This window comes from Rhodovulum sp. YNF3179 (assembly GCF_050586465.1).
Classification (GTDB): domain Bacteria; phylum Pseudomonadota; class Alphaproteobacteria; order Rhodobacterales; family Rhodobacteraceae; genus CAJXYS01.
Genome location: NZ_JBOCEG010000004.1, coordinates 157,460 through 171,428, shown reverse-complemented (window position 1 = coordinate 171,428; position 13,969 = coordinate 157,460). Strand labels below are relative to the sequence as shown.

The window sequence follows — 13,969 nt, the reverse complement described above, 5'->3', positions numbered from 1 at the left end:
TCAGCCCCCGATCCGGGCTTCGAGCCGCTCGACGACGCGCGCGGGCACGCGGGTCTCCTGCAGCTGGGCGCGCAGCCGGTCCTTGACGTCCTCCGGCATCGCGCCGTTGCCCTCCACGAAGGACAGGAGCCGCGCCCGGCGTTCCGGCGTCAGCTCCAGCATATCGGGCGGCTCGGCCATGTCGGCGCGGTCGCCCGCGCGCACCGGACGGACGCGGATCCCGGCACCGATGAGCGGCGTCCGCTCGGCCACGACCTCCGCACCGTGGAGATCCGGCGCCCGCACGATCACGTCGTTGCGCTGCTTGCGCAGGATCTCGACGCGCCGTTCGAGCAGCCGGTCATCCTCGCCCAGAACGAGAACCGTGCCGGCCGCGTCCACCGCCGTGGCGGGCAGGACCGCCACGTTCGGCAGTTCCGGCTCTTCGATCTCGACGGCGACGAAATCGCCGGGGCGGAAGCCGATCGCGGTCTTGCCGTCCAGCGTGGCGAAGATCAGCCGGCCCGTCTGCCCCTCTCCGACCGCGGCCCCGGCGCGGGATACCTGGCCATGCGCCACGAGATCGATGCCGAAATTGTCCAGCTTGACGCGGACCGGAACCGGGCGCAGCCGTCCGGTGTCGTCCAGAAGCCGCGCATATTGAGAGGTCGAGACCCGGAAAGACACCTCGAGCGCACGGGGGTCGATCAGACGCGCCACGCGCTCGTTCGCGGCCACAAGCCCGCCCTCGACCACGGCGACGTCGCTCAGCGTGCCGGCGAATTCTGCCCGGAGCTCGGTATCGGCAAGCCGCCGTTCCGCCTCGGCCTGGCCGATCTCGCGCCGGGCCACGGCGTTGCGCGCCTGGTCGACGCGCGCCTCGGCCTGGGCGATGGCCTGGCGCTTGGCCAGCACGGCCTGCTCTGCGGCGGAGGCGGCGAGTTCCGCGGTTTCCACGGCGGCCTCGGTCCCGACACCGCGGCCGAGCAGGTCCCGCTGGCGCGCGAGCGCCTGGTCGCGCAACCGCGCCTGGTCCGCGGCGGCGCGCAACTCGTCACGGGCGAGCGCCAGCGCGCGCACGGCGTCGCGCAGCTCGGCCTCGGCCTCGGAGAGATCGGTGCGCGCCACGTCCAGCGCGGATTGCGCGTCGGCCGGGTCGATCCGCAGCAGGAGCTGCCCGGCCGCGACGCTGCCGCCTTCCTCGAAATCGGCGGCCAGTTCCACCACGGGGCCGCCCACCGCGGCGCGCAGGTCCAGCGTCCGACGCGAGCGGATCTCGCCGAAGGCCGTCATGACGGGCCGGATATCCGTGCCGACGACCGGGATCACGTTGACCGCGAAGACCCGCTCGCGGGCCGGGCGCTCGGGCGGCGCCTCGGACCAGCGCTCCTGCAGGGCGGTCATCACCCCCTGCCCGGCCAGGGCCAGGAGCCCGAGCGTGAGACCCGCGAGGAACAGGCCGACGAGGCTGCGTCTCAGGAAGCGCATGGTGAAGGACACTCCGGTAACGGCACGCCCGCGGCGCCCCGGGTCGACAGGATAGCAGCCCGGCGGCGCGGGTCCACTGCATGACTGTCACACGTCCGTGCGGGGATTTTCCGTCGCGAGACCGGCCGCGATCAGCACCCGGCGGATCTGGGGTACAAGCTCGTAGCGCCCGGCCTGTGCCGCCGTGAGAAACGCGAAGCCCGCACCTTCGCCCAGGCGCAGGTCCTCGGGCGCCACGGGGCGCACGAGCGCGAAGACATGGAGCATGTAGCGCCGCGGCGGCATGCCCAGCAGGCGGAACCGCGGCGCGAGGTCGGCCGGGTCCACGGCGATCCCGGTTTCCTCGGCGAATTCGCGCGCGGCGGCCCCGGCGAGGCTCTCGCCCGGCTCGACCTCGCCGCCGAAAAGCGCCCACTGCCCCGCGCCGGCGAGCCCCGGCAGATCGTCGCGCAGCTGCATCAGGACCCGGCCGGCCCGGTCCCGTGCCAGCACCAGGGCCGCGCAGCCGTCGCCCGCGCCCGACAGATCCCCCAGCGGCACGAAGCCGTCGCCGGTCATTTCCGGCGCTTGTGCTCGTCGAGCCGCGGCAGGATCTCCACGAAGTTGCAGGGCATGTGCCGGTAATCGAGCTGCGGCTCGAGGATCTCGTCCCAGGCGTCCTTGCAGGCCCCGGTGCTGCCCGGCAGGGCGAAGAGATAGGTGCCGTTCGCCACCCCGCCACAGGCGCGCGACTGGATCGCCGAGGTCCCGATCTTCTTCATCGACACGATGGTGAAGACGGTGCCGAAGGCCTCGATCTCTTTCTCGTAGACGTCGCGATGCGCCTCCACCGTCACGTCGCGGCCGGTCAGCCCCGTCCCGCCGGTGCTCAGCACCACGTCCACGCCGCGATCGTCGCACCAGGCGCGCAGCTGGGTCGCGATCTCGGCGCGCTCGTCGCGCAGGATCTTGCGGTCGGCCAGGACGTGGCCGGCCCGCCGGATGCGCGCGGCCAGCGTGTCGCCCGAGCGGTCGTCCTCGGGGGTGCGCGTGTCGGATACCGTCAGCACCGCGATGCGGACCGGGATGAAATCGCGGGACTCGTCGATGCGGGACATTAGCCTTCCTCTTCCAGGCGGTGCCGGATCATCAGCAGGTCATGCCAGGCCTCGCGCTTGGCCGCGGGATTGCGCAACAGGTAGGCCGGATGGAACATCGGCAGCGCCGGCCGGCCCAGGACCTCGGCCCAGTGACCGCGCAGGCGGGTGATACCCTTGCGGCCAAGCAGCGCCTGGCAGGCGGTGTTGCCCATCAGGACCAGGATATCCGGCGCCACCAGCTCGACATGGCGTTCCACGAAGGGCAGCATCATGGCGATTTCCTCGGGCGTGGGATCGCGGTTCTGCGGCGGGCGCCAGGGCATCACGTTGGTGATGTAGAGCGCCGCCGCCCCGCTGCCGGCGCGCGCCAGCCCGATCGCGTCGAACATCCGGTCGAGCAGCTTCCCCGCCCGCCCGACGAAGGACTTGCCCTCGATGTCCTCGTCGCGGCCCGGCGCCTCGCCCACGATCATGACGCGGGCCTCGGGATTGCCGTCGGAGAAGACGGTGTTGCGCGCGCCCTTCTTCAGCTCGCAATGGGCAAACGAGGACAGGGCATAGCGCAGCCCTTCGAGGCTATGGGCCTCGGCGGCCGCGCTGCGCGCGGCCTCGACCGCGTCCGCGCCGGCCGGCGCCGGGTCCGCCGCGGGGGCGGCGGCCGCCGCCGCGACCGCGGCTTGCGGCGGTTTTCCGGGCGCGGGCGCGGCGGGCGCGGGGTCCGCGGCGGCCGCATAGCGATCCACGGGCGTCTCGCCGATCGCCTCGGTCGCGCCCAGCTCGATCTGCCATTCGAGCATCGCCTTCGCGGTATGAAAATCCAGCACCCGGTCCATCTTCCGTCCGCCTGTCGCGCCGAAACCCTAGGCCGCCCCGCGCGTGGCGTAAATCCCTTGTTCCGTATCTCCGCGCCACCTATAAGTCGGGCGAAGACAGGGATGGAGGCCATGACTTTCAGCGCGCGACACCTCCTCGGCATCGAACCGCTCTCGCAAGCCGATATCCTGTCCATCCTCGATCTTGCCGACACCTATGTCGCGTTGAACCGCGGCGCCGAGAAGCACGGCGACGCCCTCGCCGGCATGACGCAGGTCAACATGTTCTTCGAGGCTTCGACCCGCACCCAGGCCAGCTTCGAGCTTGCCGGAAAACGGCTCGGCGCCGATGTGATGTCCATGGCGATGCAGGCCTCCTCGATCAAGAAGGGCGAGACCCTGATCGACACGGCGATGACGCTGAACGCCATGCATCCCGACCTCCTGGTCGTGCGCCATCCCCATTCGGGCGCGGTGAACCTGCTGGCTGAGAAGGTCAACTGCGCGGTGCTGAACGCGGGCGATGGCCGGCACGAGCATCCCACCCAGGCGCTGCTCGACGCGCTGACCATCCGGCGCGAGAAAGGCCGGCTGCAACGGCTGTCCATCGCGATCTGCGGCGACATCGCCCACAGCCGGGTCGCGCGGTCCAACATCCTTCTGCTCGGCAAGATGGAGAACCGGGTTCGGCTCGTCGGCCCGCCGACCCTGATGCCCGCGGGCGTCGCGGATCTCGGGGTCGAGGTCTTCGACGACATGTGCGAGGGGCTGCGCGACGTGGACGTCGTGATGATGCTGCGGCTCCAGAAGGAACGGATGGACGGCGGGTTCATCCCGTCGGAGCGCGAGTATTATCACCGCTACGGCCTCGACGCCGAGAAGCTGGCCTTCGCCAAGGACGACGCGATCGTGATGCATCCCGGCCCGATGAACCGCGGGGTCGAGATCGACGGCACGCTGGCCGACGACATCAACCGGTCGGTCATCCAGGAACAGGTCGAGATGGGCGTCGCGGTCCGCATGGCGGCGATGGATCTGCTGGCGCGGAACCAGCGCGCCACCGCGGCGGAGGGGGCGGCATGAGCGACCGCATTTCGGTACCCGCCGAGGAATACGGTGTCGTTCGCGTCTTCACGCTGGACATATCCGGCGCGGAGAAGGCCGCCTATCTCCCGCCCGAAGACGAGGCCGGCGCGGAGGGCTGGAAACTGCCCGATGCCCTGGGGGCCGAGCGGCTCGACCCGCGCTATGTCCAGGTGTTCGCCCTCCGCGAGTTGGAGGGGATGGGGTTTTCCGACTACCTCGTCGAGGGCCAGGGCGTTGCCGAAGAGGAGCTTTCGGGCGACCGGGGGCGTCTCGACGGGCTGTCGGGCCATGTCGCGGTGCTCAGTTCCGCGGCCTTCGGCGACCGCGCCCAGACCCTGACGCCGACGGCCCCGGCGCGCTGGATCGGCACCTACCGCGAAGAACGCGGCGCCGCGGTTCACATGCCCCTCCATGCGGAGAGCGCGCGCAAACAGACCCCCGACGGGTCCGAGACCGGCGGCGACGCGCCCGCGGAACCGGCCGGCGCGGGGCCGTCCAGCCGCCGCATGGTTCTGGCGGGCCTGGCGCTGGTTCTGCTGCTTCTCGCGGTGCTCGCCCTGGCGGGCGGCGGATAAGGGGCGCGGGTCCATGATGCACGAGATGACGCCGACCACGCCGCTCGAACCGGGCGAGGAGGTGGTACACAGCTTCCATCCCGACCGCGCGACCTACTGGCGTGACCATGCCTGGCTTGCGGCCTTTGCCATGGCGCTTGGGATGATCGTGCTCTGGATCATGGGCAATCCCTTCCTGTGGACCGGCGCTGTCGGCGGGCTGGCCGCGGTGGCGGTGCGGGCCTTCTACGTCGCCTCCGACGAGATGGCCGCGCGCTGGGACCTGACGGAGTTTCGCCTGCTCGGCCCCCAGACCCGCGCCGTGCGCCTCGACGAGATCGCCCGCGTCCGGGGCCTGGGCAGCGCGGTGCAGGTCGTGACCCGCAGCGGCGACAAGCACCTGATCAAGTACCAGGCGGACCGCGCAGACACCGAACGCCGCATCGCCCGTGCCGCGGCCGCCGCCGGAAACACCGCCATGGAGACCTCATGACGACGCTCCTGAAGAACGCCCGCCTGATCGACCCCGAAGCCGGGACGGAGCGGACCGGCGACCTGCTGATCCGGGACGGGGCCATCGCCGCGGTCGGCGGCACGGAGGCGCCCGGCGGGACGCAGGTCATCGATTGCGCCGGCAAATGCCTCGCGCCGGGCATCGTCGATATCGGCGTGAAGGTCTGCGAGCCCGGCGAACGCCACAAGGAAAGCTTCCGCACCGCGGGGCTGGCCGCGGCGGCGGGCGGGATCACGACGATGGTGACCCGCCCCGACACCCTGCCCGCGATCGACAGCCCCGAGACGCTGGAATTCGTGCTTCGCCGCGGCGATGCCGCGACCCCGGTCCGCTTCAAGCCGATGGCGGCGCTGACCAAGGGGCGAGCGGGCCGCGAGATGGTCGAGATCGGCTTCCTTATGGATGCGGGTGCCGTGGCCTTCACGGATTGCGACCATGTCGTGACCGACCCCAAGGTGTTTTCCCGCGCGCTGACCTATGCCAGGTCGCTCGGCGCGCTGGTGATCGCGCACCCGCAGGATCCGGGCCTGACCGCCGGTGCGGCGGCCACCAGCGGCAAGTTCGCGTCGCTGCGCGGGCTGCCCGCGGTCTCGCCGATGGCCGAGCGCATGGGCCTCGAACGCGACCTCGCCCTGGTCGAGATGACGGGTGCCCGCTACCACGCCGACCAGATCAGCACCGCCCGGGCCCTTCCCGCGCTGGAACGCGCCAAGGCGGCAGGGCTCGACGTGACGGCCGGCGTGTCGATCCACCACCTGACGCTCAACGAGTTCGACGTCGGCGACTACCGCACCTTCTTCAAGGTCAAGCCGCCACTGCGGTCCGAGGACGATCGACTCGCGATGGTCGAGGCCGTGGCCGGCGGAACGATCGACGTGATCTCCTCCATGCACACGCCGCAGGACGAGGAATCGAAGCGGCTGCCCTTCGAAGAGGCCGCCAGCGGCGCGGTGGCGCTGGAAACCCTGCTGCCGGCGGCGCTGCGGCTCTACCATGCCGGGGCGCTGGACCTGCCACGCCTGTTCCGGGCGCTGTCGCTGAACCCGGCCCGACGGCTGGGGCTCGACGGCGGACGGCTGGCAGCCGGGGCGCCGGCGGACCTCGTGCTGTTCGATCCGGATGCGCCCTTCGTGCTCGACCGCTTCAAGCTGCGCTCGAAATCCAAGAACACCCCCTTCGACGGCGCACGGCTCCAGGGCCGGGTTTTGCGCAGCTTCGTCGGCGGGGCCGAGATCTACCGGCACGGGGACTGACGGATGCCCGAGCTCGACACGTCCGCCGGCCTGCTCGCCGTCACCGCCGTTCTCGCCTACCTCCTGGGGTCGGTGCCCTTCGGCGTGGTGATCGCGCGGCTTTTCGGGCTGGGCGACCTGCGCAAGATCGGGTCCGGCAATATCGGCGCGACCAACGTGCTGCGCACCGGCAACAAGCCCGCCGCCGCGCTGACGCTACTCCTCGACGCGGGCAAGGGTGCGATCGCCGTGCTGGTCGCGCGCGCCCTGATCGGGGACGACGCCGCGCAGGTCGCGGGCTTCGCAGCCTTTCTCGGGCACATCTTCCCGGTCTATCTCGGGTTTCGCGGCGGGAAGGGCGTGGCGACCTTCCTGGGCACGCTGCTTGCGCTGCACTTCCCGGCCGGGCTGGCGTCCTGCGCCACCTGGCTGGTCGTGGCCGGCCTGTTCCGCATCTCGTCGCTCTCGGCGCTGGCAGCGGCGGCGCTGGCGCCGGTCTGGCTGGCGCTGTTGTCGCGGCCCGATGCCGTGGCGTTCGGCGTGGCGCTGGCCGCGCTGGTCTTCCTGCGCCACCACGAGAATATCCGCCGTCTGCTCAAGGGTGCCGAGCCCCGCATCGGCGCGGGCAAGTAGCGCCGGGGCAGGCTTGACGGATCGCCCGCCAGGCGCAACCGTCATCGCGCACCCCCAAGATGGAGTCCCGCCCCATGGATTTTCAGACCGCCGTCCGGACCTGTCTCGCCAAATACGCCACCTTCAGCGGCCGCGCCGCGCGCTCGGAATTCTGGTGGTTCGTTCTTTTCAACGTGCTGGCGAATTTCGCCCTGGGGCTCATCGACACGGCGATCTTCGGCACCGCGCCCGACAGCGCCGCGATCTTCGCGCCGCTTTTCTCACTGGCCATGCTGATCCCGAACATCGCCGTCGCGGTGCGCCGGCTGCACGACACCGACCGATCGGGCTGGTGGTATCTGCTGATCCTGATCCCGCTGATCGGCATCATCGTCCTGATCGTCTGGTGGGCGACGCCCGGCACCCAGGGGCCGAACCGCTTCGGCCCCGATCCGCTGGAGGGTCCGGATACCGGCGCCGCCTACCGCGACAGCTCGGTTCCCCATGTCGGGCGGGGCGATCAGTAGCTGTATTCGTTGTAGATGCGGCCGATGTCACCGTCCCAGTCGCCGTGGTAGTGTTCCAGCAGCTCGTCGGCCGGCACGCGGCCTGAATCGACGCTTTCCTTCAGCGCGTTGAGGAAATGGGTCTCGTCGGGGATCATGCCCCCCGCGCCGGGGCGTGCCCGCGCGCGCAGCCCGCCCTCGGAGATCTCCAGGACGCGGCAGGCCAGATCCCGCATGCGCACACCGTTCGCCTCGGCCTGGAGCCCGTCGACCGCGGCGGCGACGCGCAGCGCCTCGCGGGTCTCGGCATCCCATCCCTTCACCAGGTCCCAGGCGGCATCCAGCGCGCCCTGGTCGTAGAGCAGCCCAACCCACAACGCCGGCAGCGCGCAGAGCCGCCGCCACGGGCCGCCGTCCGCCCCGCGCATCTCGAGGAATTTCTTGATCCGGGCCTCCGGGAAGATCGTGGTCAGGTGATCGGCCCAGTCGCTGAGCGTCGGCGTCTCGCCCGGCAGGGCCGGAAGCTTGCCCGCGAGGAAATCCCGGAAGGACTGGCCCAGCGCGTCGATATAGACCCCGTCGCGGTAGACGAAATACATCGGCACGTCGAGCGCGTACTCCGCCCAGCGCTCGAAGCCGAAGCCATCCTCGAAGACGAAGGGCAGCATCCCCGTCCTGTCGGCGTCGAGATCGCGCCAGACGCGCGAGCGCCAGCTCTTGTAGCCGTTGACCCTGCCCTCGAAGAAGGGCGAGTTCGCGAAGAGCGCGGTCGCCACGGGCTGGAGCGCCAGCGCCACGCGCAGCTTCTGCACCATGTCGGCTTCCGAGCCGAAATCGAGATTCACCTGCACCGTGCAGGTGCGGTACATCATCTGCTTGCCGTGGGTGCCGACGCGATCCATGTAGTCCGTCATCAGCCGGTAGCGCCCCTTGGGCATCATCGGCATCTCGTCATGGGTCCATTCGGGCGCCGCCCCGAGCCCGATGAAGCCAGCGCCGATATCCTCGGCGACGGAACGCACCTCGCGCAGGTGTTCGTTCACCTCGTCGCAGGTCTCGTGGATCGTCTCGAGCGGCGCGCCGGAGAGTTCCAGCTGGCCACCCGGCTCGAGCGAGACGTTGGCGCCGCCCTTGACCAGGCCGATGATGTTTCCGGCCTCTTCCACGGGGGTCCAGTCGAAGCGTTCCGCGAGCCCGGTCAGCATTGCCCTGATCGAGCGCGGCCCATCATAGGGCAGCGGCTTGTGGGTGTCGCGGCAATAGCCGAATTTCTCGTGCTCGGTGCCGATGCGCCAGTCGGCGCGCGGTTTGCAGCCGGCTTCGAGATATTCGGCAAGCTGCGCGCGGCTCTCGATCGGTCCGCCGCCGGACTGGGGAATGGACATGATACGGGGCTCCGGTCTGTTGCGCGCGAATGGGCCTGACAGGTGGCGCGCCTGCGCGGCCAAGTCAAGACCGGGGCAGTTGCGTCCGCGCGCGCCGTGTCCAGATCACCTGCTTGCCGGCGTCCCCGCGTTCGACGGCGGCGACCAGCCGCGCGGTATCCAGCCCCGGCAGGGCCGCGAAGGCATCGAAGAGCGCCTCCGCCCCGTCCGCGGAAAGCGGAATCGCCAGCGGCGGGCCGTCTTCGTGATGCAGCATCCAGTGCCGATCCCCGCCGCCCGCCGGCACCAGTGCCAGCTCCTCGAGCCGCGACAGCGCGACCGCGCCGCCATGGATCGGACCCATATAGGTGATCTGGCGCTCGGTGACCCGCACCAGGCCGGGGCCCTGGCCGCCACCACGAAAGCGCGCGCGCTGGATCGCGGCCCAGGCGACGACCGCACCGCCGAGGATCAGGACCCCGCCGACACCCTGCAGGAGCCAGTCGCCCCGCCCCAGCCCGCGCCCCAGCGCCCAGAGCCCTAGGATCGTGACCCCGACCGCCGCGAGCGCCTCGCGCCAGCGCAGGAGCTGCGCGACCACTTCCGGGCGGATAAAACTCATCGCCAGTCTCCCAGCCGGTCCTGCCAGAGCGTCATCGCCGCCACCGCGGCGGTGTCGGCGCGCAGGATGCGCGGGCCGAGGCTGACCGTGGTGACGAAGGGCAGGCGCCGAAGCCGCGCACGCTCGGCCTCCGTGAAGCCGCCCTCGGGGCCGACCAGGATCGCCCAGGGTCCCGGCCCGGCCGCGTCGAGCGCCAGACCGGCGCCGACCTCTGCCTCGTCGCAGAACATCAGACGGCGATCTTCGGGCCAGGCGTCGAGAACCTGGTCGAGCCGCGCCAGGTCCGCCACCTCGGGCACGAAGGTGCCGCCGCATTGCTCGGCCGCCTCGACGGCATGGGCCTGCAACCGGTCGCGGCGGATGCGTTCGGAATTGGTGAACCCGGTCTGCACCGGCAGGATGCGGGCCGCGCCCATCTCGGCGGCCTTCTCGACGATGAAATCGGTGCGCGCTTTCTTGACCGGCGCGAAGAGCAGCCAGAGATCGGGGGGATCGAGCTGCGGCGCGGTCTGCAGGCTGCAGGTCAGCGTGCCGCCCTTCTTGCCGGCCTCGGCCACCTCGGCACGCCACTCGCCATCCCGCCCGTTGAAGAGCGCCACCGCGTCCCCCGGCTTCAGCCGCATGACGTTGAAGAGGTAATGCGCCTGGTCGCGCGCCAGAGGAACCGATTGCGCGGGGCCGAGCGGGTGCTCTACACAGAGCCTGACCTTTGGACGCGTATCCGACATGGGCGGGACCATATGACCGACGACAGCCGAACGCCAGAGCCCGGAGAGCCCGGCAGCGTCTCCGACGCGGTCACGGGGAACTGGGTCGACCGGCACGCCCCGGCCTGGACGCGGCCCTATCTGCGGCTTTCCCGCGCCGACCGGCCGATCGGCAGCTGGCTTCTGCTGCTGCCCTGCTGGTGGGGCGTGCTGCTGGCCGCGAATGCCGACCCGGCCGGCCCCCGCTGGGAGGATGCCTGGATCTTCGCCGGCTGCTGGGCAGGCGCGTTCCTGATGCGGGCGGCGGGCTGCACCTGGAACGACATCACCGACCGCGACATCGACGCCGGCGTGGCGCGGACGCGGTCGCGGCCATTGCCGTCGGGGCAGGTCACGGTCAGGCAGGCGCTGGCCTGGATGGCGATCCAGTCGTTGATCGCGCTCGGCATCCTGCTGACCTTCCATCCCGTGGCGATCCTGCTGGGCGTGATCTCGCTGGCGCCGGTCGCGGTCTATCCCTTCGCCAAGCGCTTCACCTGGTGGCCGCAGATCTTCCTCGGCATCGCGTTCAACTGGGGCGCGCTGCTGGCCTGGGCGGCCCATGCCGGATCGCTGTCGCTGCCCCCGGTGCTGCTCTATTTCGCGGGCATGGCCTGGACGCTGTTCTACGACACGATCTACGCCCACCAGGACAAGGAGGACGACGCGCTGATCGGCGTCAAATCCACCGCGCGACTCTTCGGCGACCGGACCGGAACCTGGCTGAGGCTCTTCATGGTGGCCTCGGTGGTGCTGATGACGGCGGCCGTGATCACCGCGATGGTGCCGGCCGGGGCGAATGTGCTGGCGCTGACCCTGGCGCTCGCGGGGTGCTGGGCGTTCGGCTGGCACATGGTCTGGCAGTTGCGCCGGCTGGATATCGACGACCCCGACATCTGCCTTCGGCTCTTTCGTTCGAACCGCGATGCGGGGCTGATTCCTGCGCTGTTTCTTGCCGCCGCGCTGATCGCCTGATTGCACGCCCCGGCGCACGACCGTAGAGATGTTCTGCCGGGGACCGGAGCCTTCTTGAGCCTATGAAAAGAACCCATCTCTTCACGATCATCGCCTTCGCCCTGGCAGCGGCCGTCAGTCTCGGGGTGGCGGTGACCGCGGTGAACGCCATCGAAACCCGCTCCGCAGAGGCGGTCGAACGGGCGCTCTCGCTCAAGGGTCACGACTGGGCCAGCGTCGCGACCGACGGCCTGCAGGTGCGCATCGCCGGCACCGCGCCGACCGAGGCCGGGCGCTTCGAGGCGCTCAGCGTGGCGGGCGAGACGGTGAACCCCGACCGGATCGTGGACATGACCGATGTCCGCCCGTCCGAAGACCTGGCACCGCCGCGCTTCAGCATAGAGATCCTGCGCAACGGCGACCGGATTTCGCTGATCGGACTCGTGCCCGGCCAGGAGAGCCGCGCATACGTGCTCTCGGGCGCGGAGGCCCTGTCCGAGGCGGCCTGGGTCACCGACATGCTGGAGACCGCGGACCATCCCGCACCCGACGGCTGGCGTGGTGCCGTCGAGTTCGCGCTGACGGCGCTCCGGACCCTGCCGCAGTCGAAGATATCGGTCAGCGCCGGCGCGGTGACCGTTGCGGCCATTTCCGACAGCCCGGACGAGAAGCGGCGGCTCGAGTCGACGCTGCGGCGCGCGGCCCCCGAAGAGCTGGTCCTGGCGCTGGAGATCAGCGCCCCCCGGCCGGTCATCACCCCCTTCACGCTGCGCTTCATTCTCGACGGGGACGGCGCCCGCTTCGACAGTTGTTCGGCCGATACCACGGAGGCCCGCGACCGCATCCTCAGGGCCGCCCACGCGGCCGGGCTCGACGGCAAGGCGGACTGTCCGATCGGGCTGGGCGCGCCGACGCCGCGCTGGGCCGGCGCCGTCGCGGCCGCGATCGAGACCGTCGCGGCGCTTGGCGGCGGCAGCGTCACCTTCGCCGATGCCGATATCAGCCTCGTGGCGCCGCAGGGGCTGAACCAGGAGCGTTTCGACACCGTGGTGCACGCCTTCGAAAAGGATCTCCCCGAGGTTTTCTCGCTCGATGCGATCCTGCCCCCGGCCCCGGCCGAGGAGGACGGCGAGGGCGGCGAGATCGCGCGGGAATTCATCGCGACGCGCAGCCCCGAGGGGCTCGTGCAACTGCGCGGGCGTCTCGGAACCGCGCGCGTCAAGGCCGCCGTCCAGAGCGTGGCGCATGCCCGCTTCGGCGCCGGCAATGTCGACGATGCGACCCGCATCGCCGAGAACCTGCCCGAAGGCTGGGCCAACCGCGTGCTGGCCGGGATCGAAGGGCTGGGACAGCTCAACCACGGCAGCCTGCGGGTAACGCCGGACCGCGTCACGCTGCGCGGCGTGACCGGCAAGACCGAAACCCGCGCGCGGGTGACCCAGCTTTTCTCGGAACGGCTGGGCGACGGCGGCGGCTTCCAGATCGACATTCGCTACGACGAATCGCTCGATCCCCTGGCAAACCTGCCGACACCCGAGGAATGCGTCGCCGACATCCAGTCGGTGCTTGAGGAGCAGCAGATCACCTTTGCCCCCGGATCGGGCAATATCGACGCCGAGGCGCAGCAGGTGGTGGACGAGATCGCCGGCATCCTTCAGGCCTGCGAAGACGTCGAGATGGAAATCGAGATCGGCGGCCACACCGACAGCCAGGGGCGCGAAAGCATGAACCTGGCCCTCAGCCAGGCCCGTGCCGAGGCCGTGCTCGACGGGCTGCTACAGCGTGGCGTCCTGACCGCGAACCTCACCGCCCAGGGCTATGGCGAGGCCGAGCCTATCGCCGACAACGATACCGAGGAAGGCCGCGAGGCCAACCGCAGGATCGCGTTCAAGCTGATCGTCCCGGCCCTCGAAGAGGTGGAATCCGACGCCGATACGGCGCAGAGTGACGCGGCCCCGGAGGCCCCGGCCGATCCGCCAGCGGCGCCGGCCGATCCGCCGAGGGTCATCGACGCCGACACGGCGACGGACGTGCCGGAACCGGCGCCGCGGCCGGCGCCGGAGGACAGGGAAGAGACGGAGACGGGCGATGGACAGGACTGAGTTCATACTGGTGACGGCGATCATCCTGTTCGTCGCCTTCGGCCTCGGCTGGCTCGGCTCCTGGCTCTTTCACCGGCTGACACGGGTGACCGGCGCCGACATGGCCGAGCTGGACCGCATGGCCTCGGCCCTGCACGAGGCCGAGGAAGCCCGCGACGAGGCGATCACCTATCTGCAGCAACGCGAAGCCGAACTGACCAGCCAGCTCGGCCAGACCGAGGCCGAGTTGCGCGCGACGATGGACGGGCTGCGCGAGGCTCGCCACGAGGCCGAGGAGCTGCGCGGCTATATCGAGAAGCTGAACGCGGGCTGACCCTGC

At 70.7% G+C, this 13,969-nt stretch carries 16 protein-coding genes; 9 read left to right on the top strand and 7 right to left on the bottom strand.

Going from position 1 to position 13,969, the window contains the following annotated elements:
* The 4 genes from ACQ5SP_RS08540 to ACQ5SP_RS08525 all read right to left on the bottom strand — a co-directional run bounded on the left by ACQ5SP_RS08540 (nucleotide 1) and on the right by ACQ5SP_RS08525 (nucleotide 3,379).
* Nucleotides 1–1,467 (bottom strand): efflux RND transporter periplasmic adaptor subunit, encoded by a 1,467-nt coding sequence (locus tag ACQ5SP_RS08540; RefSeq protein ID WP_430937935.1) that lies wholly within the window; start codon nucleotides 1,465–1,467, stop codon nucleotides 1–3.
* Between the two features lie 87 nt (nucleotides 1,468–1,554).
* Nucleotides 1,555–2,025, bottom strand: coding sequence for an NUDIX domain-containing protein (locus tag ACQ5SP_RS08535; RefSeq protein WP_430937934.1), 471 nt, complete (start codon nucleotides 2,023–2,025; stop codon nucleotides 1,555–1,557).
* A complete protein-coding gene (gene moaB / locus ACQ5SP_RS08530; protein ID WP_430937933.1) occupies nucleotides 2,022–2,564 on the bottom strand; it encodes a molybdenum cofactor biosynthesis protein B in 543 nt (180 codons plus the stop codon). The genes ACQ5SP_RS08535 and moaB overlap by 4 nt, the downstream gene beginning before the upstream one ends.
* Complete coding sequence (locus ACQ5SP_RS08525) at nucleotides 2,564–3,379, bottom strand: uracil-DNA glycosylase (protein WP_430937932.1); 816 nt, start codon at nucleotides 3,377–3,379, stop codon at nucleotides 2,564–2,566. Before ACQ5SP_RS08525 ends, moaB begins: the two co-directional genes overlap by 1 nt.
* 111 nt (nucleotides 3,380–3,490) lie before the next feature.
* Here ACQ5SP_RS08525 and ACQ5SP_RS08520 point away from each other — a divergent pair, with 111 nt between their 5' ends.
* The 6 genes from ACQ5SP_RS08520 to ACQ5SP_RS08495 all read left to right on the top strand — a co-directional run bounded on the left by ACQ5SP_RS08520 (nucleotide 3,491) and on the right by ACQ5SP_RS08495 (nucleotide 7,883).
* Nucleotides 3,491–4,441, top strand: coding sequence for an aspartate carbamoyltransferase catalytic subunit (locus ACQ5SP_RS08520; RefSeq protein ID WP_430937931.1), 951 nt, complete (start codon nucleotides 3,491–3,493; stop codon nucleotides 4,439–4,441).
* Complete coding sequence (locus ACQ5SP_RS08515) at nucleotides 4,438–5,019, top strand: hypothetical protein (RefSeq protein WP_430937930.1); 582 nt, start codon at nucleotides 4,438–4,440, stop codon at nucleotides 5,017–5,019. The genes ACQ5SP_RS08520 and ACQ5SP_RS08515 overlap by 4 nt, the downstream gene beginning before the upstream one ends.
* 13 nt (nucleotides 5,020–5,032) lie before the next feature.
* Nucleotides 5,033–5,491, top strand: coding sequence for a hypothetical protein (locus tag ACQ5SP_RS08510; RefSeq protein WP_430937929.1), 459 nt, complete (start codon nucleotides 5,033–5,035; stop codon nucleotides 5,489–5,491).
* Nucleotides 5,488–6,765 carry a dihydroorotase gene (gene pyrC / locus ACQ5SP_RS08505; protein WP_430937928.1) on the top strand — a complete coding sequence of 426 codons (1,278 nt, stop codon included), beginning with the start codon at nucleotides 5,488–5,490 and terminating at the stop codon, nucleotides 6,763–6,765. The genes ACQ5SP_RS08510 and pyrC overlap by 4 nt, the downstream gene beginning before the upstream one ends.
* Nucleotides 6,766–6,768: 3 nt before the next feature.
* Complete coding sequence (gene plsY, locus ACQ5SP_RS08500; RefSeq protein ID WP_430937927.1) at nucleotides 6,769–7,377, top strand: glycerol-3-phosphate 1-O-acyltransferase PlsY; 609 nt, start codon at nucleotides 6,769–6,771, stop codon at nucleotides 7,375–7,377.
* A gap of 74 nt (nucleotides 7,378–7,451) precedes the next feature.
* A complete protein-coding gene (locus ACQ5SP_RS08495; protein ID WP_430937926.1) occupies nucleotides 7,452–7,883 on the top strand; it encodes a DUF805 domain-containing protein in 432 nt (143 codons plus the stop codon).
* Here the strand turns inward: ACQ5SP_RS08495 and ACQ5SP_RS08490 are convergent.
* The 3 genes from ACQ5SP_RS08490 to ACQ5SP_RS08480 all read right to left on the bottom strand — a co-directional run bounded on the left by ACQ5SP_RS08490 (nucleotide 7,877) and on the right by ACQ5SP_RS08480 (nucleotide 10,576).
* Nucleotides 7,877–9,247 (bottom strand): glutamate--cysteine ligase, encoded by a 1,371-nt coding sequence (locus ACQ5SP_RS08490; protein WP_430937925.1) that lies wholly within the window; start codon nucleotides 9,245–9,247, stop codon nucleotides 7,877–7,879. The genes ACQ5SP_RS08495 and ACQ5SP_RS08490 overlap by 7 nt on opposite strands.
* 64 nt (nucleotides 9,248–9,311) lie before the next feature.
* Complete coding sequence (locus tag ACQ5SP_RS08485) at nucleotides 9,312–9,848, bottom strand: hypothetical protein (RefSeq protein WP_430937924.1); 537 nt, start codon at nucleotides 9,846–9,848, stop codon at nucleotides 9,312–9,314.
* Nucleotides 9,845–10,576 carry a 16S rRNA (uracil(1498)-N(3))-methyltransferase gene (locus ACQ5SP_RS08480; protein WP_430937923.1) on the bottom strand — a complete coding sequence of 244 codons (732 nt, stop codon included), beginning with the start codon at nucleotides 10,574–10,576 and terminating at the stop codon, nucleotides 9,845–9,847. Before ACQ5SP_RS08480 ends, ACQ5SP_RS08485 begins: the two co-directional genes overlap by 4 nt.
* Nucleotides 10,577–10,588: 12 nt before the next feature.
* Between ACQ5SP_RS08480 and ubiA the strand changes: the two genes are divergently transcribed.
* The 3 genes from ubiA to ACQ5SP_RS08465 all read left to right on the top strand — a co-directional run bounded on the left by ubiA (nucleotide 10,589) and on the right by ACQ5SP_RS08465 (nucleotide 13,963).
* On the top strand, nucleotides 10,589–11,569 hold the full coding sequence (ubiA, locus tag ACQ5SP_RS08475; RefSeq protein WP_430937922.1) for a 4-hydroxybenzoate octaprenyltransferase: 981 nt from the start codon (nucleotides 10,589–10,591) through the stop codon (nucleotides 11,567–11,569).
* Nucleotides 11,570–11,631: 62 nt separating this feature from the next.
* Nucleotides 11,632–13,650, top strand: coding sequence for an OmpA family protein (locus ACQ5SP_RS08470; protein ID WP_430937921.1), 2,019 nt, complete (start codon nucleotides 11,632–11,634; stop codon nucleotides 13,648–13,650).
* On the top strand, nucleotides 13,637–13,963 hold the full coding sequence (locus ACQ5SP_RS08465; protein WP_430937920.1) for a hypothetical protein: 327 nt from the start codon (nucleotides 13,637–13,639) through the stop codon (nucleotides 13,961–13,963). Before ACQ5SP_RS08470 ends, ACQ5SP_RS08465 begins: the two co-directional genes overlap by 14 nt.
* Nucleotides 13,964–13,969: the final 6 nt, after the last annotated feature.